The following is a 21,315-nucleotide window of genomic DNA, read 5'->3' on the forward strand; positions in this document are numbered from 1 at the left end:
CCGGTATGGGTTGGCCATTTTCATCGGTCTCGCGCGAGGTGAAGTGGCGAATGTTATTAAGAAGCCTGGAAATCTTGTTGGCGGCGAATCTTTTCAATGTGTCTTCACGAACGTCGAACATATCTTTTTCGATAGTGGCAAGCCGGTTGAAGTAACCGGACCCTCTCGATTGAGCCATTGAACTGGTATCGGATAAGACCAATAACGACTCAAGTTGGCCCAAATGAATCTCTGCATCTTCATAGGAAACTGGGCCCGAAACATTCGTTTGGATATCTTCCAGTGTGCTGGAGATGCCAATTGATTTCCCTCTAAAGGCTTCTATTTTGGTCTTCTTTGGTTGAACATCCAGATTTAATTTTTTTAGTTCTGGGGTGACTTTTTTGAGTAGTTTTGACTTGATAACCTCTAGATGGCCAGTACCCTGGCGAGTGTCAGCTGCTTTATTGAGCAATGTGTTTCTGGTGGGCCCAACCAACACCAGCCGCATATCGTCAACATAACGGCAGTAGTCAGCAAGCTTGATGTCGCTGTCGTCCTCAATCGGCTGACCGATTAAGTTTTTCATGAAGTCATCAAACTCAGCCATGTAGATGTTGGCAAAAAAACCGGATGCCACAAGTCCTTGCGGGAGCCCCAGCCGGGCCGTGTCGGAACAAACTGCGGTGAAGGCTTTTTCGGCTGAGGTTGACCACTGCCAGTTTTTGAATGCGTTCAGGACGTTGTTTATAGTCGCTTCGTCGGGTTTTTCTAAAGGGCCTTGGTTGCGGGCTATCGCCTCGATTTTTTTGATCAGTTTCTCTCTGTCTACACAGTCGAAAAACTGGCTTAAATCGATTTCCAGCAGGTAGACCTCTTGTTCTTCTGACTTTTCCTGAAGTTCTTTTCTGGCAAAGTCCTGATTCCGTGACTTACAACCCCACTCACACCTCTACAACACTGTAACCACGCGGCCTGCGGCGGTAATATGGACGCCATTCTCGATTCACCCAGGCAGTGATATCTGACTATGCGTACCTTCAAGCTTGAACAGTCAAAAACCGAGATTATCACACCCCACGGTGGTCTGGCGCTGGTTGGGCACAGCGTGAACAGGATGACCTCTCTGGCTAAGACCTCGCGCTCCATCGTCAAGCGCCATGGCATCGCCAACATCGACCTCATCCGTACCTACCTGGGGTTGATTTGCCTTGGCAAGAGCGACTTCGAAGCGGTCGAGCACGCACGCCATGATCCCTTCTTCAAAGCGGCCATGGGCATCAAGCAATCACCTTCATCGGCCCGGCTGCGTCAGCGCTTTGATGAAGATGCCCGCGCACTGATCCCGTTATTGGATGAGGCCAGCGTCGAGTTTCTGTGTAACGCTTCGGTGCCTATCGGCACACTCACCACCGGGCACGTGCCACTGGATATGGACGTGTTTCCCATGGACAACAGCAACAGTAAAAAAGAGGGCGTGGCCTATACCTACAAGGGGCATGACGGTTATGCCCCCATCGCGGCCTACCTGGGCACGGAGGGCTGGTGTCTGGGCTGTGAGCTGCGACCGGGTAACCAACATGCCAATAAAGAGTTTATTCACACCCTCGACCGGGTGCTGCCTCGAGTCCGAGAGCTGACCGATGCACCGCTACTGGTACGTCTTGACAGCGCCCATGATGCCGCCGAGAACCGGGGGTACTTCCGTGCGCACGGGGCAGACTACCTGATTAAGTGGAACCCCCGCTCACAAGATGGACTGGCCTGGGTCGACAAGGCTCATGCGGCCGGCGCACTTTGGTGCCATACCCGACCGGGCAAAATGGAAACGCTGGTAAGCGAACCGCTGGATGGCACGGACGACCGCCTGATCGTCAAGGTGACGGTGCGCCAGAGTGACAGTTCAGGACAGCTGTTTTTGGAGCCGGAGGTCAGCCTGGAGGGCTGGACGACTTCACTCACATCGGACGCAGCAGATAACGCCAAGGTCATTGCGCTCTACCAGGATCACGCCACCAGCGAACAGTTCCACAGTGAGTTCAAGACTGATCTGGATCTCGAACGTTTGCCGTCAGGGAAGTTCGATACCAACGACCTGGTCATAGCCTTTGCCGTACTGGGCTACAACATACTGCGTTGGATGGGACAGAACGCGCTATTGGGGCCGGATGCACCGGTGCGTCATCCGGCCAAGCGTCGGCGGCTGAAAACCGTGATTCAGGAACTGATGTATATGGCCTGTCGCTTAGTCAGCAGCGGTCGTCGTCTCCACCTGCGCTTCGGACGACATTGTCCCGGTTTCGGGGCATTCAGTCGCGTCTACGGGCTGGCCTGATCCGGACTGTCGGATTTACAGCCATTCAAAATAGCCACACGCCCGAGCGCCATGCATGGCAGGGTATGCCTTGGCCTGCAGACAGAATCGAGACGAAATACTGCGGTGAGAAGCATGATCGATGCTGCAGTGGCGTAGATTAACCCGGTACACGTTAGATAAGATCGAGCTGTGTTAAAGAGCGAGGTCGTCTTCAGTGCTGGGTGCTGCAACAGCGGGTGAAGTCACTGATTCAGGAAAGTGATAGGGGCGCTCCAGAAACTTACGGTAGTCTGTAAAGTACTTGCTGTAGGTCGTGGTCGCGCCATAACTGTGTTCGGCTTTGTCATCTTCATAGCGACAATAGAGACGGTTCCCGTAACTTACTACGCCTTTTTCATGAACTTCTTTGTAGTCTGTGGAAGGGTCGCCCTGTTTCGTCTCAACCTCGTTCGTAAGGCACATCATAACCAGTGTCATGATGGACTGTTCACGGATGCCAATGTGAGCGAGCGGTCTTAGCCTAAGAAAGTTGTTGTCCTTATCTTCTTGTTTTTTATCAGATCCAGTGACCGTCGCATCTAGTTCTTTGCTTGGCTGCCAAATCAGTTTGAACTCAGCTATTCCGTATCCGTCCGGTGAACCCATCTTGAGCTCAACAGGCTGACCATCCGATAGTGTCCACTTATTTTTAAGTGGACACTATCAATGACCCCATCAAGCGCACCCCAAGGCCCACGCAAACGCCGTCATTTTTCACCCGTGTTCAAGGCCGAGATCGTGGCGCAATGCCGCCAGCCGAACGTATCCGTTTCACGGATTGCACTGGATAATGGCCTTAACGCCAACATGGTACGGCGCTGGATGCGAGAAGCCGAACGCGCCAATACACCGCTCCCGATGCCAGCCTTCGTCCCCGTTCAACTCCCTGCACCACATCGGCCAGCTCAGATCGATCACTCTGTTATTCGCATCGAGTGTACAAGACCTTCGGGAACAGTCGTGGTTGAGTGGCCAGTTGATCAAGCCCAGCCGTGCCTTGCCCTGTTGCGCGACCTGTTGTCATGATCCGCATCGATGAGATCTGGTTGGCCACCGAGCCCATGGACATGCGGGCGGGGCCTGATACGGCGCTGGCACGGGTGGTTAAGGTGTTCGGCGAGGCGCGACCGCATGCGGCTTATCTGTTTGCCAACAAGCGCGGTAACCGCATGAAGGTGCTGATCCATGATGGCCTGGGTATCTGGCTCTGTTCGCGCCGACTGCATCAGGGCCGCTTCAGTTGGACCGAGACATGGCGCGGCGACCGTATCGCCTTAACACCCGAGCAACTGCAGGCGCTGGTACAAGGCCTGCCCTGGCAGCGTATGGGTGACGCAGGTGTCATCACCGTCGTCTGAGAGCGGTGCCGAGTCGAACACAGACTCGCCCGATGAGCCATTAGCCGATCCGGGCATCCCCATGACCATTTAATGTGGGCATACTGTCCCGCATGACCACGACACCCGACCTCACCCAGCTCACACCCGAACAGCTCCGTCAGTTGGCCGAGCAGCTGATCAGCCGTGTTGAACAGCAGGAACAGGCGATACAGGAACGTGATCAGGGTATCCAACAGCGTGATCTGAAAATCGGACAGCTGACGCATGAGGTCGCCTTGTTGCGGCGGCACAAATACGGCCAACGCAGTGAACACCTCAACGTGCTGCAGATCAGCCTGCTGGACGAGGTCGTCGATGCAGACATCGCGGCGATCGAGACCGAGCTTGAACGGCTGAAAGCCCCGGCAACCACGCCTTCCGAAAAGCGTCAGCCCAAGCGCTCGCCGTTGCCACCGGAACTGCCGCGTACCGAGATCCATCATGAGCCGGACCACACGGCCTGCCACTGTGGTTGCCAGTTGACCCGCATCGGCGAGGAGGTCAGCGAGAAGCTCGACTATACGCCCGGCGTGTTCACGGTCGAGCGCCACATCCGGGGCAAATGGGTCTGCAACACCTGCGAGACATTGATACAAGCTCCCATGCCACCTCATGTGCTCGACAAGGGGATCCCGACCACGGGGCTGCTGGCTCAGGTGCTGATCGCCAAATATGCCGATCACCTGCCCCTGTACCGGCAGGAACAGATCTTTACCCGTGCGGGCGTTGCGCTGCCACGCTCAACGCTGGCGGAGTGGATCGGTGTCTGCGGTGTGCAGTTGCAACCGCTGGTGGATGCACTGCGGGATACCTTGCTGCAGGAGCCGGTCTTACACGCGGATGAAACGCCTGTCCCCATGCTCACACCGGGCAAGAAGAAAACACACAAGGCCTACATCTGGGCCTATGCCAGTACTGCGTTCTCGCGTCTGCAGGGCGTGATCTATGACTTCACACCGGGACGCGGTGGCCAGCATGCGCGGGATGTTCTCGGGCCCTGGCAGGGCCAGCTGGTCTGCGATGACTACAGCGGCTACAAGGCCAGCTTCGGCACAGGCGTCACCGAGATCGGCTGTATGGCCCATGCTCGTCGCAAGTTCGTTGAGCTGGAGGTGACGGGCAAAAGCCAGATCGCGGCTCAGGCGGTTGAGTACATCGGCCAGCTGTATGGCATCGAGCAGGATGGCCGGGAGATGACAGCGGAGGCACGTTATCAGCTACGACAGACACGGGCCAAACCCATCGCCGAAGCGCTGCATGCATGGATGCAGACTCAGCGTCTAAAAGTACTGGATGGCTCAGCCACGGCCAAAGCGTTGGACTACAGCCTGAAACGCTGGGTCGCGCTGACGCGGTACTTGCAGGATGGTGCCGTCCCCATCGATAACAACCGTGTGGAAAACCTGATCCGTCCCTGGGCTCTGGGTCGCAAGAACTGGTTGTTCGCGGGCTCGTTACGCAGTGGTCGCCGTGCGGCCACCATCATGAGCCTGATCCAGTCAGCGAAGCTTAACGGACATGAACCCTATGCGTATCTGAAAGATGTGCTGGCCCGGCTGCCTACGCAGAAAACCAGTGCGATCCATGAGTTGTTGCCTCACAACTGGAAACCGGTAGATGACGCCTGACAAGGTGTGATCACCGGACGGATACGCTATTCCTGGGGGATCATCTGGTGGGATGAATTCCCAACCAGGTTGGTGGAGCTTGGGGGCTGGAACCAGTTCCAAATCTTTGAAGTGGATTTGGCTTCCGATTTCCCCAGCCCACTCTTCGCAGCGGTTTGGAAGGTCGATGGAGGAGATGTCGAGTTCAAAATTATCGGCATACCAGTTGGTCGTGCGTATGTATTCATGGGCCTTTTTCCATGCCAGCGCCAAGAGTAGAGGGTCTGTTAGATATTGGCTATTGAGAGAGAGCTGGTCGTACTTTTCATCCAAAACTGGCATTGAGTTGTCCTTAACTGATTGCTTGTTCCACCAAGGCTTCGGCCAGCTGGCAACGTGTTTCGCTTGCCTGGTTCAAACGCTCCTTGAGTTGGTCGCAGAGAGCCATCAGTTCATCGACTTTTTGAACGATGCGTTTCTGCTCCTCCAGCGGAGGAAGTGGCACGGTGCAGCTTCGAAGCTGAGTTTTGTTGATGGAGGCAAGGTTGGTAGTTTGCTTGCTTGAACTTGCGAAATAGTTACGCGCAAATTGTGAGTTGAGATAACGCTCAAGCCACCGTTCATTTTGCTCATCCAGAATGAGTCTTGCCCTAAATACATGATTCTGGTGTGCCATGGGTTCTATGCTTCCATCCCAGATGGCAGTTCTGCCTACCTTGTCCCAGTCACCGCCCTCTGTAATTAGAAGGTCCCGCCGGTTTACCAAGTAACGTTCGACTTCATCATCAGCAATCTCGATTTCTTTGATCTCTGAAAGGTCGAGTAGCGCACGCTGAACATTTGCGACCCTGAGATAGGGTAAAGATCGGGTTCGCTTGCCTGAGACCTTTTTGCCCTTTGCGATTCCTCCTTGGATATCTGTGATGTCATCCAGGCGTGAAAGTACCCAGCCTGAAGGAAGTGAGAAAGGCACCTCGGATTCAGAAATCGGGGCCAGTGGTTTGGTCTTTCGCTGTTTCGATGATAGCGATAACAGGTCTTTCTCAGCTTGAATGCTCTTCAACAGCTCAGTTGCAGGCTCATCACCCGCATCCTGTTCCACCAACCGTCCCATCACCGCGAGTTGCAGTATGGTCTGCTTGAGCTTGTCAATGCTCTGTTCGGTCGTGAACAGGGTGTCGAAGTGGGCGGCGAGGCGGGCCCAGTTGTCGGCCAACTCGGCGGCATTCTCGGACTGGGTGAGGGTGCCGAGTAGGGTGTCCACGAGGAGTTCATGCGCTTCAAGCTGGTCGCTGGTCTGCTGCTCCAGCCGGTCGCAGAGCGCCATAAGTTCATCGACTTTTTGGACGATGCGGTGTTGTTCTTCCAGTGGTGGCAAGCAAGCAGATAGTGCGTATGCTTCGTTGCGGTTGACGCCGGGCTTAATGCCCTTGCCAAGTTGGTCCAAGTGAAGGCTTTGCAAGAGTAGATATGTGAACTCGAAGTCGAATCCTTGTCGTGGCTGAATATAGTAAGCCACGTCCGTTGTCCATGAAGGACCAAGGGCCTTATTAAGAGCTCCGGCCGAGCCCTTTCTCCCAACGACAATGCAAGGCTCCTCCGTCAAAGCCAGAGTGTGGAAGCCCACGACGCCGTTAGACCCGTAAACTTCGATGCTTCCTGAGTCGTCACGTTGCTTCGCAGGGAGGGATTTACCGTATTGGAAATCGAGGTGATCGCCAACTCGGAAAGAGGCCCAGCCTGTGGGCAGGCTAGGTTGTGATGTTCCACAGGATGCTCGTGACTTCCCTCTGCTTTTCTTAACAGTGGAATCAAGACGTTCGAGAATGAGATGTGCGGGTTCTTCACTTGGATCCTGCTCAACCAGCTTCCCTCGTACAGCCAGCTCCAGAATCAGTTCCCGCAGCTTCTTAATCCCGATCAGCTCAATCTTGCCGTTGCTGCCACGGCCGCTGGTGGACTTCTTGGTGACTGCCCCGGTCCACAGGTCCAGATGATCGGTTATCAGCTCCTGCGCACTCACGCCGCACCTCCATCGGTATTGGTATCGGTATTGTGTGCGAGCGCATCGGCGAGGATATCGCGCAGCTGGTGGCGGATCTCCTGAATCTCGGCCTGTTGCTGCTCGTACTGCGCCAGCAGTTCGTCCGGGTCGTGATTGATCTGCTCGCCCTGATGCGGGTTCTTGATGTCCAGGTTGTAGTTGCGGGCCTTGATCTCATCGATGGACACCTTCCACGCCTGCTCGTTTTCGACCCGGCTGGCGAATCCATCGGACTCATCGCCCCACCAGTCGATCTCGGTCTGGAACTCGGCAAAGCGCATCGGCTTGGTCTTGCTGTAGCTCTTATAGCCTTCCGGATAAGGGTGCTCGTAGTACCACACGGCATCCGTGGGCTTGCCCTTGGTGAAGAACAGCAGGTTGGTTTTGATACCGGTGTAGGGATTAAACACGCCGTTGGGTAGGCGCACGATGGTGTGGAGGTTGCACTCGTCCAGCAACTTTTCCTTGAGGCGGGTCTTCATGCCTTCGCCAAACAGGAAGCCATCCGGCAGCACCACGGCGGCACGGCCACCGTCACGCAGCAGGTGGATGAACAAGGTCATGAACAGATCGGCGGTCTCTCGGGTACGGAAGGCGGCAGGGAAGTTGGTTTCGATGCCGTCCTCTTCCATGCCGCCGAAGGGCGGGTTGGCCACGATCACATCGACACGCTCTTTCGGTCCCCAGCTGATCAACGGGCGGCCCAGAGTGTTGTCATGTTTGATCTGATCCGGCACTTCGATGCCGTGCAGAATCATGTTGGTGGTGGCCAGCAGGTGCGGCAGCGGCTTTTTCTCCACGCCGAGAATGGTGCGCTGTAGCGTCTGCTCGTCCTGCGGGGTGCTGACATAGTGCTGGCGCTTGTGTTCGATGGCACAGGTGAGGAAGCCGCCGCTGCCGCAGGCCGGGTCCATCACCTTTTCTTCCAGCTTGGGATCCACCCGGTTGACCATGAACTCAGTCACCGCGCGGGGGGTGTAGAACTCCCCGGCATTACCGGCATTTTGCAGATCTTTGAGGATCTGTTCGTACATATCGCCCAACGCATGGCGCTCGGCAGACTTGTTGAAGTCGATGCCGTCCTGCAACTTGTTGATCACCTGGCTCTGAGCTGGCCGGATTTCATGTAGTTGTAGGCATCCTCGAACACGTTGCGGATCACCACGCCACGGTAGTCGTCACCGGCCGGCTGCAGATTCTGCAGGCCGGGGAACAGGGTGGTGTCGACGAAGTCTTTCAGCTCGTCGCCGGTCATGCCTTCTGGGTCAGCGGCCCAGTTGCGCCAGCGTAGATGCGTCGGGATGGGGGAGCGGTAGTCATCGTTGAGCATCTCCCATTCCAGCTCGCGGTCATCAAAGATCTTCAGAAACAGCATCCAGACCAGCTGACCAATGCGCTGGGCGTCACCGTCTACGCCTACGTCCTTGCGCATGATGTCCTGAATGGATTTGATGGTGGTGTTAATCGACATAAGGCGTCTGTTCCCGGGTGTTCAAAAAAGAGTAAAGGGTTTGGTTCGGCTTACGAAGTCTGCTGGTAGAGCTCATCTTCCAGCTGCTTCACGGCCTCGGTGTAGCCGGGCTTGCCGCCAAAGGCTTGCAGCAGCTCCATCGGCGCACCGATCTGGCTGAAAGGGGCCAGGGTGAGGACTTTCACATCTTCGATGGGCTCGATACCGGCATCGGTGTACTTGTCCAGCAGGGCGTTCAGCACCTGTTTGCTGGCGCCTTCGTACTTGTTGAAGTAGTTGTGCTTGCGCACCTGTTCGGCCCGCTCCTTGCGGCTCAGCGGCGGCTGATCGTAGACGATGTGGCAGATCACGTCGAAGGGGTCCGGCTCGGCGCCCAGTTTCTTGCTGACCTCTTTGATCAGATCGTCCCAGATCACGCCCTGTTCGGCCAGTTCGTCGATGATCGCCTGCTTGCGATCGGCCTCGTTCCAGCGGCGCAGGAAGTCGCTCAGGGTGGCGTACTGGGCCTTCACCTGCTGGCGGGTAAAGTCCTTCAGGCTTTCGGTAATGAGCTTGCCGTCTGGACCCAGGTATTGCACACGCTCGGCGATCACGCTGACTTCGACGTTGCCGACCACGTACTTGATGCGCTTGGGTGGCGGGTCTTCGAGGATATCGTCCCAGTCACCGCTGGGTTGATCATCCGATACCCACTCTTCTTCAGGGTCGACCTCATAGGTGCCATCGTCTTCACCCAGCATGTCATCCGGCTGTTCATCTTCTGGGGCCTGTTCATCGTCCGGGTTGATCGGGTCATCACCCTTGGGCACGTAGACCTTGACCGGATCGCCATCGAAATCCGGGTCGGCGAACAGCTCGGTGGCCTTCTTGAAGTCGATGATGGTGAACCAGTGTTTGTTGAAGTCATCGTTGATACGGGTACCACGGCCGATGATCTGTTTGAACTCGGTCATGGACTGGATGCGCTGGTCCAGCACGATCAGCTTACAAGTCTGAGCATCCACGCCGGTGGTCATCAGCTTGCTGGTGGTGGCGATCACCGGCTAGCGTTCTTCCGGGTTGATGAAGTTGTCCAGCTCGGCCTTGCCTTCCTGCTCGTCGCCGGTGATGCGCATGATGTACTTGCGGTTTTCCTTCACCCGCTGCGGGTTCAGGTTGACCAGCGCCTGACGCATCCGCTCGGCATGGTCGATGTCTTCACAGAATACGATGGCTTTCTGGTAGGGGTCGGTCTGCGTCATGAACTCGGTGATTTTGCGCGCCACCAGCTCGGTGCGCTTCTCCAGCACCAGATTGCGGTCGAAATCCTTCTGGTTGTAGATGCGGTCTTCGATCAGTTCGCCGTTCTTGTCGGTCTGGCCCTTGCTGGGGCGCCAGCCCTGAAGGTCACGGTCAATATCGACGCGTACCACCTTGTACGGGGCGAGGAAGCCGTCTTCAATACCCTGCTTGAGCGAGTAGGTGTAGACCGGCTCACCGAAATAGTCGATGTTGGAGACTTCCTTGGTTTCCTTCGGCGTAGCGGTCAGACCGATATGGGTGGCAGCGGAGAAGTAATCCAGAATCTGGCGCCAGGCAGAGTCCACGGCAGCGCTGCCACGGTGACACTCGTCAATCACTACCAGATCGAAGAAGTCGGGCGAGAACTGCTTGTAGATGTTCTGTTCTTCCTCGCTGCCGGTCACGGCCTGATACAGCGACAGATAGATCTCATAAGAGGGATCAACCGTGCGGTTACTGACCTTGGTCATCGCCTGACCGAAGGGTTTGAAGTCGTTGTTCTTGGTTTGATCGACCAGGATGTTACGGTCGGCCAGGAACAGGATGCGCTTCTTCTTTTTCGACTTCCACAGCCGCCAGATGATCTGGAAGGCGGTAAAGGTCTTGCCGGTGCCGGTGGCCATTACCAGCAGGATACGGTTCTGCCCACGCGCCACAGCCTCGACAGTACGGTTGATCGCTACCGTCTGATAGTAACGGGGCGAGCGACCGCTGCCGTCATCGTAGTAGGGCTGTTCAACGGCTTGCCGGGCTGCCGCCTCGCCGATGCCCTTGTACCGGCAGTAAAGCTCCCAGAGGGTATCAGGCGAAGGGAATTCATTCAGGCCGAGTGTGGACTCGGTTTTGCCGAACAGACCGGTACGGTCATGAAACAGAAAGCCGTCGCCGTTGCTGCTGAACACGAAGGGCGCATCCAGCGCATCGCTATAGCCTGAATCAGTGACTTCACCCGCTGTTGCAGCACCCAGCACTGAAGACGACCTCGCTCTTTAACACAGCTCGATCTTATCTAACGTGTACCGGGTTAATCTACGCCACTGCAGCATCGATCATGCTTCTCACCGCAGTATTTCGTCTCGATTCTGTCTGCAGGCCAAGGCATACCCTGCCATGCATGGCGCTCGGGCGTGTGGCTATTTTGAATGGCTGTAAATCCGACAGTCCGGATCAGGCCAGCCCGTAGACGCGACTGAATGCCCCGAAACCGGGACAATGTCGTCCGAAGCGCAGGTGGAGACGACGACCGCTGCTGACTAAGCGACAGGCCATATACATCAGTTCCTGAATCACGGTTTTCAGCCGCCGACGCTTGGCCGGATGACGCACCGGTGCATCCGGCCCCAATAGCGCGTTCTGTCCCATCCAACGCAGTATGTTGTAGCCCAGTACGGCAAAGGCTATGACCAGGTCGTTGGTATCGAACTTCCCTGACGGCAAACGTTCGAGATCCAGATCAGTCTTGAACTCACTGTGGAACTGTTCGCTGGTGGCGTGATCCTGGTAGAGCGCAATGACCTTGGCGTTATCTGCTGCGTCCGATGTGAGTGAAGTCGTCCAGCCCTCCAGGCTGACCTCCGGCTCCAAAAACAGCTGTCCTGAACTGTCACTCTGGCGCACCGTCACCTTGACGATCAGGCGGTCGTCCGTGCCATCCAGCGGTTCGCTTACCAGCGTTTCCATTTTGCCCGGTCGGGTATGGCACCAAAGTGCGCCGGCCGCATGAGCCTTGTCGACCCAGGCCAGTCCATCTTGTGAGCGGGGGTTCCACTTAATCAGGTAGTCTGCCCCGTGCGCACGGAAGTACCCCCGGTTCTCGGCGGCATCATGGGCGCTGTCAAGACGTACCAGTAGCGGTGCATCGGTCAGCTCTCGGACTCGAGGCAGCACCCGGTCGAGGGTGTGAATAAACTCTTTATTGGCATGTTGGTTACCCGGTCGCAGCTCACAGCCCAGACACCAGCCCTCCGTGCCCAGGTAGGCCGCGATGGGGGCATAACCGTCATGCCCCTTGTAGGTATAGGCCACGCCCTCTTTTTTACTGTTGCTGTTGTCCATGGGAAACACGTCCATATCCAGTGGCACGTGCCCGGTGGTGAGTGTGCCGATAGGCACCGAAGCGTTACACAGAAACTCGACGCTGGCCTCATCCAATAACGGGATCAGTGCGCGGGCATCTTCATCAAAGCGCTGACGCAGCCGGGCCGATGAAGGTGATTGCTTGATGCCCATGGCCGCTTTGAAGAAGGGATCATGGCGTGCGTGCTCGACCGCTTCGAAGTCGCTCTTGCCAAGGCAAATCAACCCCAGGTAGGTACGGATGAGGTCGATGTTGGCGATGCCATGGCGCTTGACGATGGAGCGCGAGGTCTTAGCCAGAGAGGTCATCCTGTTCACGCTGTGCCCAACCAGCGCCAGACCACCGTGGGGTGTGATAATCTCGGTTTTTGACTGTTCAAGCTTGAAGGTACGCATAGTCAGATATCACTGCCTGGGTGAATCGAGAATGGCGTCCATATTACCGCCGCAGGCCGCGTGGTTACAGTGTTGTAGAGGTGTGAGTGGGGTTGTAAGTCACGGAATCAGGTATAGGCCAGCGCCTGTTGCATACCGTCGCCAAGACTATGGTTATTGTCCTTGGCCTCGATAATGGCGATGGGGATGTTTTTCCTGTAACTAAGGACGTAATCGGCACGGCGGCGTTTGCCACGGGTATGAAGGCGACCGCGCACGATGATGCGGCCAGCGGTGAAGGAAACTTCTTCCCTGACTTGAGTCTGTAAATCCCAGCCTGCCTGTGCCAGCGCGGGGTTGATGAACTTGGTGCAGATGTCCCGCTCTGTGAGCTTTTTCTTATCCATGTTGAAAATCCCGCATCCTGTTGCTGACGGCCTGATCTGTAGGCTTCTCACCAAGGCTCCTGATCTGTAGGCTTCTCACCAAGGCTCCTGATCTGTAGGCTTCTCACCAAGGCTTAGGGTAGCTTAAAGGGATAGGTTTCTGAAGTCAGAAGGCGACATGATGGACTGGTACAACCGAAACGCTTATGAGGCCCACTGCACATTAAGTACGCTGACCGGTATCCCCTGTTGCTGCATCGTGTGTAACCACAGGCGTTGATGGTCCTGTAGCCGGTCTCCCGGGCCTTTCACTTCGATCAGCCGGTACCGGCCGGCCGTGCGGTTCAGCAGGATCAGGTCCGGCAGGCCACGGCGGTGATGGCGCAGGTCCAGTAACAGATGACGAAACACGGCCTCCAGGTGTGCTGCCGGGATCAATGCCAGCGTGTGCTCGACCAATGAGGGCGAGAGGCTTGGCCAATGAATGAGCGAGCAGCTGATGCCCTGTTTCTGCTCCAGTCTTTGCAATATGGTCTGGTGGTAAGTTCCCGAGTGCAGTTGCGCAAAGCCTTCGTCCAGCCACTCGGATCGTGCTTCGCTGAAGCCCGGGCGGTACAGATCAGCAGGGCCGGACTGAAAGGGGTTGAGGAAGGCCCCGCGTACCGGTGCGAACAGCGCGGGCCAAAACAGCAGCGCGAACAGCCCGGTAAAGAGTCGGTTTTCAACATGGAACAGCTCGGTGTCTGCATCTGACAGGGCCGTGATGACGGCCTGCTCCACACGCCCGTGATCCGGTTTTGGCAGTGTCATCGACTCGACCGGGATATCCGGGGCTTTGGGCGGGGCATGTTCAAGGCCAGCCTTGCGAGCACAGCGTTGCTGTATGCGCTGCAGCCCGACGCGGATCTCCGGCTGGAGCAGACGCGTCAGGGCATCACTGGCCCATTGGTATACCCGCTCTGGCGGCTCATGCTTCTCCTGTATCCTCAGGGTGCGCAACTGCGCCTCAGGATGTTGGCTCTGGTGGTAGAGGCTTAACGCCAGCTCCCTTTGCTGCTGGCGCTCCGCTTCTCGGCCCAGCTGAAACAGAACCTTCTGGCGGCGGTAATGGATCCATTCACAGTCGGTTGAAGGAGGCATGACCGCACACAAGGCATCGATCGGCTCACCTTCAGCGGCGCGTGCCTGCAGGTGATGTAACTGCAGATAGAGATCCACTTCAGCCCGGCTTTGAAAGGGGCGTGACTCGGCGGTTAACGGGACCGGCTCGAACCGCTGCAGGCCCAGTTCTGTGAGCACAAATTCGGACCACTGCTGGTACAGGTTGCCAAAAAACATCAGCCGCAGACGGTCAAACAGATCGTTGCACAGCAACTCAATGACCCTGAAAGGTGGTTCTGGCCACCATGCCTGAACCGGTTGCGACTGTTCGGCGTCGGCGGTGTCCAGCAGTGACTGAATCAGATCGGCTTTGCGGGCAGAAGACGCAAAACCTGCACCGGGCAGACGGCAGTGTGCCAGTACACGGCATTCTTCCCGCCGACTCAAATCGCACAGTGCAGCCAGCGACAGACTGGGGTTTGCATTCACCAGTTCCGCGTCCGTCAGACTTGCTATTGCGGCGTTGAGATCGGGCACCTCGCTGTATTGCAGGGCATCGGTACGAAACAGCGTGCCTTTTCGCATCACCAACCGGATCAGCAGCGCCCGTGGAGACTCGTCCAGTGATAGCAGCAGTGTCAGACGCCGTGTCTCGTCCGGCGATATCAGGTCTGCATACCGGCTCAGGCACAGACGAATCACCTGCTCGGCATTACGCAGGTAGTAGAGGGGATCCTCCAGGGAGGATGCGCGGATAGATGCGATATCCATTGAATTGGGGTCTGGCGCTGAATCAATCACATGGGAGCCAGTGACTACTCTCGATTCAGCACCTCCAGCAGTTCAATTTCAAAGACCAGATTGGCATTGGGTGGAATTTTGTCGCCAAAGCCGCGCTCACCGTATCCGAGTTCGGCCGGTACTGTCAGCTTGCGTGTACCGCCTTCTTTCATGCCTTTTAGGCCTTCAACCCAGGCGGCGATCACCTTCTTTCGGCTCAGGACGGTTTGAAAGGGTTGCCCACTGTGATACGAGGAGTCAAATTCGGTCCCGTTTTCCAGAAAACCGCGATAGTGCGCCGTGATCAATGCGCCGCCTTTCTTCACCTCGGTTCCGCTGCCTTCGACAATATCCTCGATCTGTAGGTGTTCACATTCAGTCATGGCGCTTCCTGTCGTGAGCAATGGATTTCATGTTGTGGATAAATGAAAAGGCTCCGGCGCAGCGGGAGCCGGCCGGAGCCTACAGGTCACGATTTTCAGTCTTCGCGACTGGTGACTTCAAGCAGGTGGTAGCCAAACTGGGTTTTCACAGGGCCCTGTACTTCATTGATCGGGGCGCTGAAGACCACTTCGTCAAAGGCCTTGACCATCTGACCCGGGCCGAAGCTGCCCAGCTCTCCGCCCTGTTGGCCGGACGGGCACTGCGAGTGTGCCTTGGCGAGAGCAGCAAAATCGGCGCCATTGGCGATCTGATCTTTCAGGGACTGACATTCAGCTTCAGAGCTGACAAGGATGTGACGAGCGCTTGCACGTGCCATGGGTTTTCTCCGTAACAATTGAGTAATGAATTCAAACACGGTTTGGGCCTCTGTTCAGGCGGACGCGTTCGAGCAGACCATCAGTGATGATGACCACCGACGCCATGGGCATGGCCATGGGCAATCTCTTCGTCTGTCGCGGCGCGAACATCGACTACTTCTATATCGTAAGTCAGCGTTTTTCCGGCCAATGGGTGGTTGGTATCGACCAGCACCATTTTCAGCCCTGGCTTGATCACAGTTACCTGGCGCATGCCTTGGTCGGTCTGCACAACGGCGACCATGCCAGCCTTCCAGCTGCGCACGCCCTTGGGCAGTCCTTGCAGGTGCTTCAAGGGAACACGTTGCTCCTGACCTTCCTGGCGTTCACCGTATGCCTGGTCCGGCGCCAGTGTCAGGTGCAGAGTATCACCGGCAGACTTGCCTTCCAGTGCGGCCTCGATTGCCGGCATCATGCTGCCATGGCCGTGGAGATACGCAATGGGGTCCGCCCCGTGGTTGGTTTCGATCTGGGTGTCATCGGAGTCGGTCAGCGTGTAGAAAAACTGAACCACTGTATTGTCGGCAATCTGTGTCAACGCAAACACCTCGTACGGCATAGAGTAAAAAAACGAAGTATCCGATTATGAAACAGGCTTAGCAAGGATAAACACTACAACGGCCAAACCAGCAGAAGCAGCGGGATGCTGATTGCACAAACCAGCAGCGACACAGGCAGCCCAAGGCGCCAGTAGTCGCCAAATCGAAAACCACCCGGCCCGAGGATCAGAGTATTGTTCTGGTGGCCGATAGGTGTCAGGAACGCACAGGACGCTCCAATGGCTACTGCCATCAACAGGGCATCCGCGTTTACACCAAGTGACGCGGCGGTACCCAGTGCGATGGGACACATGGCCGCTGCAGTGGCCGCGTTGTTGACGACACTTGAAATGAGCATGGTGACGATCAGGATAAGCCCCAGGGCTGCAGGGCCGCTTCCTTGGGCTACGTGCTGAATCAGCACGTCGGCAATCAGCGTGGCAGTACCGGTACTTTCCATTACGGCAGCCACCGGCATCAACGCTCCGAGCAGAATAATGACGGGCCAGTCGATGGCGTCATACACGGACCGAAGGGGAAGGGTGCGCAGCGCCATTGATGCCAGTACGCCAGCGGCAAAGGCAACGGCTGTTGGCAGCAGTGAAAAGGCAGCGCAAGCGACAGCAATCAGCATGATCAGCGTTGCAGTCAGGGCCTTGCTGTGGTCGGGTATGCGCAGCTCGCGCTCGGCCAGCGGAATACAGCCGTTATCGGCCGCGAATTCGGACAGTGCCTCTTCAGAGCCCTGCATCAAGAGTAAGTCGCCCGGTTTCAGCTTGAGCGTACGCAGGCGAGCCTTGGAGCGGGACCCTTCGCGGGATACGGCCAGCAGGTTCAGACCGTACCGGGTGCGCAGCAGAATGTCGCGGGCGGAGCGTCCTTGCAGCGGTGATTCCGTTCTGACCACCAGTTCCATCAGGATCATGCCATCGCCATTGCTGTCAGATTCCTTGTCCTTTTCCTTGTCTTTATCCGTCTCCTTATCTTCCTGCTCTGAGGCGCTTTCTGTCTGGAGGGATGTGTCATCATCGGCCGATGAGGCCTTGGCCTCTTCAAGCTGTAGTCCCAACGCGCTGATGACACCCGCAAGGGATTCTACATCCGCTTCAATCACCAGAATGTCATTCGCACGAATGCGACGACCGGAGGACGGAGCGTTGACACGAACCTCATTTCGGATCAGTCCAATGATCTGTGCATCCGCCTTGTCCAGTTCGGCTTCGGCCTCGCGCAGGTGCAGGCCAGCCAGTTTGCTGTCTTCCGGCACACGTGCCTCGGTGATATAGGCCCCCGTATCGAAGCCTTCAGTACCGGGCTGCTTGCGAGCGGGTACCAGGCGCCAGCCGGGCACGGCAATAAACAGAACGCAGAACAGGGCGACGGATAATCCAACGGCCGTGAAGTCAAACATGCCAAACCCGTTACCGATGCTTTCGCTGCGAAAGCCGGACACGATCAGGTTTGGCGGTGTGCCGATCAATGTGGTCATGCCGCCCAGAATGGTGCCGAACGCCAGTGGCATGAGGACCTGACCGGGCGTAAGGTCCAGTCGCACCGAAAGCTGCATGGCTACAGGCATCAACAGCGCCATGGCTCCGACATTGTTCATGAATCCGGACAGAAAGGCACCCAGCCCGGTCAGGGCGGCCAGACTGAGGGTGGTACCAGCCTGTTTGGGCAAGACATGACGGGTCAGAATATCCACGGCACCGGACACCTGAAGGGCCCGGCTGAGCACCAGCACACAGGCCACGGTCACGACGGCTGGGTGAGCAAAGCCCGTGAATGCATCCTGAGCTTCTATCAGGCCCGTGAGGACACAGGCCAGAAGTGCAGCGCCAGCCACCATGTCATGCCGCCAGCGTCCCCAGATGAACATCCCCATGGTCGCAATCAGGATACCGACGATCAGCAGCTGGTCCTGTGTCATCCACTGACCTCGCGGTTATTGCCGGGAGCCTCAAGTCGCAGGCTGGCAGCGGGTGCCGAACCATCCTTTTCATGTCCGAAAAAGACTGTGGTATGCGGGAAGGGAATTTCAATGCCGGCGTTGTCGAAATGGATTTTGACCAGTCGATTATAGGCACGGCCAACGGAGAATTGGTCGCCCGGCGTGGTTTTGATCCGAACACGGATATTGACTGAACTGTCGGCCAGTGCGGTCACGCCGGAAATTTCGATCGGCTCCAGAATCTTGTTTTTGTTTTCTTCATCGGCCGCCAGTTCTTCAAACGCGTTTTGCAGATGGATGATGGCTTCATCAATGCTCTCGCGGTACGCGATGCCATAGATGCCAACGTGGTAACCAAAGTCGCGCATGTAGTTTGATACGGTATCAACGCTGGAGAAGGGTATCAGGTGGTAGGTGCCATTAAGGTCACGGATGCCCACCGAGCGAATGCTGAGGCGTTCGGCCACCCCGGTAATGCCCCCTACGGTCACGATATCACCGGTATTCATGGCATTTTCCAGCTGGATGAAAATGCCGGTGATAATGTCCTGAACCAGTTTCTGAGAGCCAAAACCGATGGCAAGACCCAGTACGCCGGCACCGGCAATCAACGGACCAATATTGATACCGACCTCCGACAGCACCACCATGCCTGTCATCGTGATCAGTGCAATTGCGGCCGCATTGCGGAACAGGGCCAGCAGTGTCTTGATGCGGGGCGAGGGCTCACCAGTGCCAGTTTCGGGGTTCAGCTTGTGCTCAATCACGCTGGCAAGGATAACCCAGGCTGCAAAGGCGACGGTGAGAATGACGGCAATCGCGATGATTTTGCCAACCAGCATGCGGCCGGTATCCGATACAAACCAGTCGCTGATATTGAATGCGCCCCACGCCCCCAGGATCAGCATAGCGACGAAAACAAACAGAACTGCCCTCAGGAAGTAGAGTGCATTGGGCAGATAGCTGTTGATGCGTGACTCAAGCATTGGCAGTTTGTGCTTCAGTTCGTCGGATAGGGTGAGTCGACGGCCCAGTGTCTGGCCGAGAAGAGTTGAAAGCAGCAGGCCCGCCACGATGGCAGCAATACTCTGAATGGTTGCCAGCAGTACAAAGGGCAGTGCATCTTCCGGTCGGGTGAATGTAAGTATCAGTACCAGTGAAAAGTAGGTAATTGCCAGCAAGTGCCAACTGCGCGACAGCATTTTCAACAATACCTGGGTAATACCACCTTCCGTATTGTTCGCTCGCAACTCAATTACCATGCGCAGGCGACTTCGGTGCTTTAATACCACGGTTGTTGCATAGGCATATGCCAGCAGCGTGATCAGGGTACCGACTGCTTCGCCCAGCGTTTTGGACAGGTACAGGTTGATCAACGGTACCAGTGTCATCAGGCCGTAGCCCACCAGGCTGATCAGCTTGCCGATCCAGCGGTTCCAGAAGCGCGCTTCGTTGGCGTCAATGGCGAGCAAGCGCAGTCCCTGATGTTCGGATTGAAGCGGCATGCGAATACCCGCTTTCAGGCCTTCGATGATCAGGAACGCGTTCAAAAACAGGGAGGCTCGAGTGGTCAGCTCACCGCTTTCACCAATCAGGAATGTACCGAAAAGGCTGCCGCTGACATAGGCCAATACCACCAGTAGCAAATCCAGTACCGTTGCAAGGGCGACACAAAACACCAGTCGCAGAACGGGTGTGGGCCTTTCACCCGCTTCAGTCCAACGGCTGAATACTGTGAACAGAGGACGCGAAAGCCGCTTGAGTAAAAAGAACACTATCAGAGTGGAGAGTACTACCATGCCCAGGTTAAGGGCTGCATCGGTAAAAGCGGTAGAGTCGAAACCGGGATCGGTCAGATCTCCAGACAGCAGGTTCCGGGCTGTTGAGGCCAGGTTTACGATCTGCTCTCCGGCATCGTGCGCGATACTGCTGCTCAGCTGCGCCAGCCGACGTGGCAGGGACAGGGAGGCTTCTGCATCGGTTTCGGCTGTGAGATCGTTTATCTGCGCCGAGTCTGATACGGGGTCTCTATCGACGGGTTCGGCCAAGGCCAGGGGTGTAAATACAAGGCTAAGAAGAATTAGCAGGAGTCGCAGGGCTGGGGTCAATTAGGGCCTCCGTTCATAGCTTGACGCAGGCTCAGATTAGCACAACGCCGGCAGAGGGAGAATCTGACGGCGCTGTCTGATCAGGCTTAGCCGTCAGCGTTGATGCGAGTGACCAGTTCATTCAGGACCGATTCGGCGCGGTCATTCTCGACCTGACAGGTACCGGCTGCATGATGACCACCACCGCCATATTGCAGCATCAGCTCGCCCACATTGGTGTTTGAACTGCGATCAAAAATGGACTTGCCGGTGGCAAACACGGTGTTCTGCTGCTTCAGCCCCCACAGCACATGGATGGAAATATTGCACTGCGGATACAAGGCGTAAATCATGAAACGATTGCCCGCCCAGATCTGCTCTTCGTGTCGCAGATCAAGTACCACAAGATTGTCATGTACGGTAGCGCAGCGCTGAATCTGCTCCTTGAATTTCGCTTCTTGCTCAAAGTACAGCTCAACCCGTTCCTTCACGTCCGGCAGGTCAAGGATCTCCTCAATACTGTGGTTCTTGCAGTAGTCGATCAGATCCATCATCAGGGCATAGTTGGAGATGCGGAATTCGCGGAAGCGCCCAAGGCCGGTACGGGCGTCCATCAGGAAGTTAAGCAGCACCCATCCTTCTGCGTTAAGCACCTCATCCTGAGTGAACTGGGCCGAGTCGCCCTTGTCCACAGCGTCCATCATTTCGTCCCACTCAACGGGGAAGGCGTCATGGCCACCGTAGTATTTCCATACCACGCGCGCAGCTGAAGGTGCGTCAGGGTCGATGATGTGATTGTCCACCTTCTCGTTGCGAATTGTTTCCGACAGATGGTGGTCAAAGGCCAGGTTGACGCCCTTCACATAGGGCAGGTTGGTGGTAATGTCACGATCTGTGATATCCACCTTGCCATCCTGCATATCCTTGGGGTGAACGAACTTGATATCGTCGATCAGGTCCAGGTGCTTAAGCAGCACGGCACAGACAAGACCGTCGAAATCACTGCGGGTAACGAGGCGAAATTTTTCAGCGGACATCAGCAACAGCTCCCAGAATTAATTGACCGTATCTGGAAAGTAACACAGCCGTACGGGTGGCTGAAG

Annotated in this window: 16 protein-coding genes and 3 pseudogenes; 4 read left to right on the forward strand and 15 right to left on the reverse strand. The window is 56.4% G+C overall.

The window, feature by feature from the left end; genetic code table 11:
- Positions 1-331: 331 nt before the first annotated feature.
- A pseudogene (locus CFI10_RS04325) lies at positions 332-859 on the reverse strand (RNA-directed DNA polymerase); the annotation flags it as partial.
- A gap of 150 nt (positions 860-1,009) precedes the next feature.
- Between CFI10_RS04325 and CFI10_RS04330 the strand changes: the two are divergent.
- Positions 1,010-2,314, forward strand: a complete 1,305-nt coding sequence (locus tag CFI10_RS04330; RefSeq protein ID WP_206834329.1) for an IS1380 family transposase — start codon at positions 1,010-1,012, stop codon at positions 2,312-2,314.
- A 174-nt stretch (positions 2,315-2,488) separates the two neighbouring features.
- On the opposite strand, the gene CFI10_RS04335 is transcribed toward CFI10_RS04330, so the two are convergent.
- A complete protein-coding gene (locus CFI10_RS04335; RefSeq protein WP_206839860.1) occupies positions 2,489-2,941 on the reverse strand; it encodes a hypothetical protein in 453 nt (150 codons plus the stop codon).
- Between the two features lie 60 nt (positions 2,942-3,001).
- On the opposite strand from CFI10_RS04335, the gene tnpA reads away from it, so the two are divergent.
- From tnpA to tnpC, 3 genes are all read left to right on the forward strand, one after another.
- The gene (gene tnpA / locus CFI10_RS04340) at positions 3,002-3,361 is read left to right on the forward strand and encodes an IS66-like element accessory protein TnpA (RefSeq protein ID WP_206835530.1); all 360 of its coding nucleotides are present in this window, start codon (positions 3,002-3,004) and stop codon (positions 3,359-3,361) included.
- The gene (gene tnpB / locus CFI10_RS04345) at positions 3,358-3,693 is read left to right on the forward strand and encodes an IS66 family insertion sequence element accessory protein TnpB (RefSeq protein WP_206836653.1); all 336 of its coding nucleotides are present in this window, start codon (positions 3,358-3,360) and stop codon (positions 3,691-3,693) included. The genes tnpA and tnpB overlap by 4 nt, the downstream gene beginning before the upstream one ends.
- Positions 3,694-3,785: 92 nt before the next feature.
- Positions 3,786-5,342, forward strand: a complete 1,557-nt coding sequence (tnpC, locus tag CFI10_RS04350) for an IS66 family transposase (protein WP_206841919.1) — start codon at positions 3,786-3,788, stop codon at positions 5,340-5,342.
- Positions 5,343-5,673: 331 nt separating this feature from the next.
- Here tnpC and CFI10_RS04355 read toward each other — a convergent pair whose 3' ends face one another.
- The 13 genes and pseudogenes from CFI10_RS04355 to CFI10_RS04410 all read right to left on the reverse strand — a co-directional run bounded on the left by CFI10_RS04355 (position 5,674) and on the right by CFI10_RS04410 (position 21,249).
- Positions 5,674-7,344, reverse strand: a complete 1,671-nt coding sequence (locus tag CFI10_RS04355) for a restriction endonuclease subunit S (RefSeq protein WP_206839868.1) — start codon at positions 7,342-7,344, stop codon at positions 5,674-5,676.
- Positions 7,341-8,465 carry an N-6 DNA methylase gene (locus CFI10_RS04360; protein WP_242530104.1) on the reverse strand — a complete coding sequence of 375 codons (1,125 nt, stop codon included), beginning with the start codon at positions 8,463-8,465 and terminating at the stop codon, positions 7,341-7,343. Before CFI10_RS04360 ends, CFI10_RS04355 begins: the two co-directional genes overlap by 4 nt.
- Positions 8,462-8,836, reverse strand: coding sequence for a type I restriction-modification system subunit M N-terminal domain-containing protein (locus CFI10_RS19140; protein WP_242530105.1), 375 nt, complete (start codon positions 8,834-8,836; stop codon positions 8,462-8,464). The genes CFI10_RS04360 and CFI10_RS19140 overlap by 4 nt, the downstream gene beginning before the upstream one ends.
- A 50-nt stretch (positions 8,837-8,886) precedes the next feature.
- A pseudogene (gene hsdR / locus CFI10_RS19440) lies at positions 8,887-11,046 on the reverse strand (EcoAI/FtnUII family type I restriction enzme subunit R); the annotation flags it as partial.
- A 238-nt stretch (positions 11,047-11,284) separates the two neighbouring features.
- Positions 11,285-12,589, reverse strand: coding sequence for an IS1380 family transposase (locus CFI10_RS04370; protein WP_206834329.1), 1,305 nt, complete (start codon positions 12,587-12,589; stop codon positions 11,285-11,287).
- A 110-nt stretch (positions 12,590-12,699) separates the two neighbouring features.
- Positions 12,700-12,975: pseudogene (locus tag CFI10_RS04375) on the reverse strand (type I restriction endonuclease subunit R); the annotation flags it as partial.
- Positions 12,976-13,158: 183 nt separating this feature from the next.
- Positions 13,159-14,826: a VRR-NUC domain-containing protein gene (locus CFI10_RS04380; RefSeq protein ID WP_206839870.1), complete on the reverse strand. Its 1,668-nt coding sequence runs from the start codon at positions 14,824-14,826 to the stop codon at positions 13,159-13,161.
- 44 nt (positions 14,827-14,870) lie between these two features.
- Positions 14,871-15,218 (reverse strand): FKBP-type peptidyl-prolyl cis-trans isomerase, encoded by a 348-nt coding sequence (locus CFI10_RS04385; protein WP_206839872.1) that lies wholly within the window; start codon positions 15,216-15,218, stop codon positions 14,871-14,873.
- Between the two features lie 95 nt (positions 15,219-15,313).
- The gene (locus tag CFI10_RS04390) at positions 15,314-15,595 is read right to left on the reverse strand and encodes a peptidylprolyl isomerase (protein ID WP_091828008.1); all 282 of its coding nucleotides are present in this window, start codon (positions 15,593-15,595) and stop codon (positions 15,314-15,316) included.
- A gap of 80 nt (positions 15,596-15,675) precedes the next feature.
- Positions 15,676-16,194, reverse strand: a complete 519-nt coding sequence (locus tag CFI10_RS04395) for an FKBP-type peptidyl-prolyl cis-trans isomerase (protein WP_206839874.1) — start codon at positions 16,192-16,194, stop codon at positions 15,676-15,678.
- A 53-nt stretch (positions 16,195-16,247) separates the two neighbouring features.
- Entirely contained in the window at positions 16,248-18,104 is a 1,857-nt protein-coding gene (locus tag CFI10_RS04400; RefSeq protein WP_206839876.1) for an SLC13 family permease, read from the reverse strand.
- Positions 18,101-20,173 (reverse strand): mechanosensitive ion channel domain-containing protein, encoded by a 2,073-nt coding sequence (locus CFI10_RS04405; RefSeq protein WP_242530109.1) that lies wholly within the window; start codon positions 20,171-20,173, stop codon positions 18,101-18,103. The genes CFI10_RS04400 and CFI10_RS04405 overlap by 4 nt, the downstream gene beginning before the upstream one ends.
- 146 nt (positions 20,174-20,319) lie before the next feature.
- The gene (locus CFI10_RS04410; protein ID WP_091828004.1) at positions 20,320-21,249 is read right to left on the reverse strand and encodes an exopolyphosphatase; all 930 of its coding nucleotides are present in this window, start codon (positions 21,247-21,249) and stop codon (positions 20,320-20,322) included.
- Between the last annotated feature and the right edge of the window lie 66 nt (positions 21,250-21,315).

Origin of the sequence: Marinobacterium iners, from assembly GCF_017310015.1 — a bacterium.
GTDB lineage: Bacteria > Pseudomonadota > Gammaproteobacteria > Pseudomonadales > Balneatricaceae > Marinobacterium > Marinobacterium iners.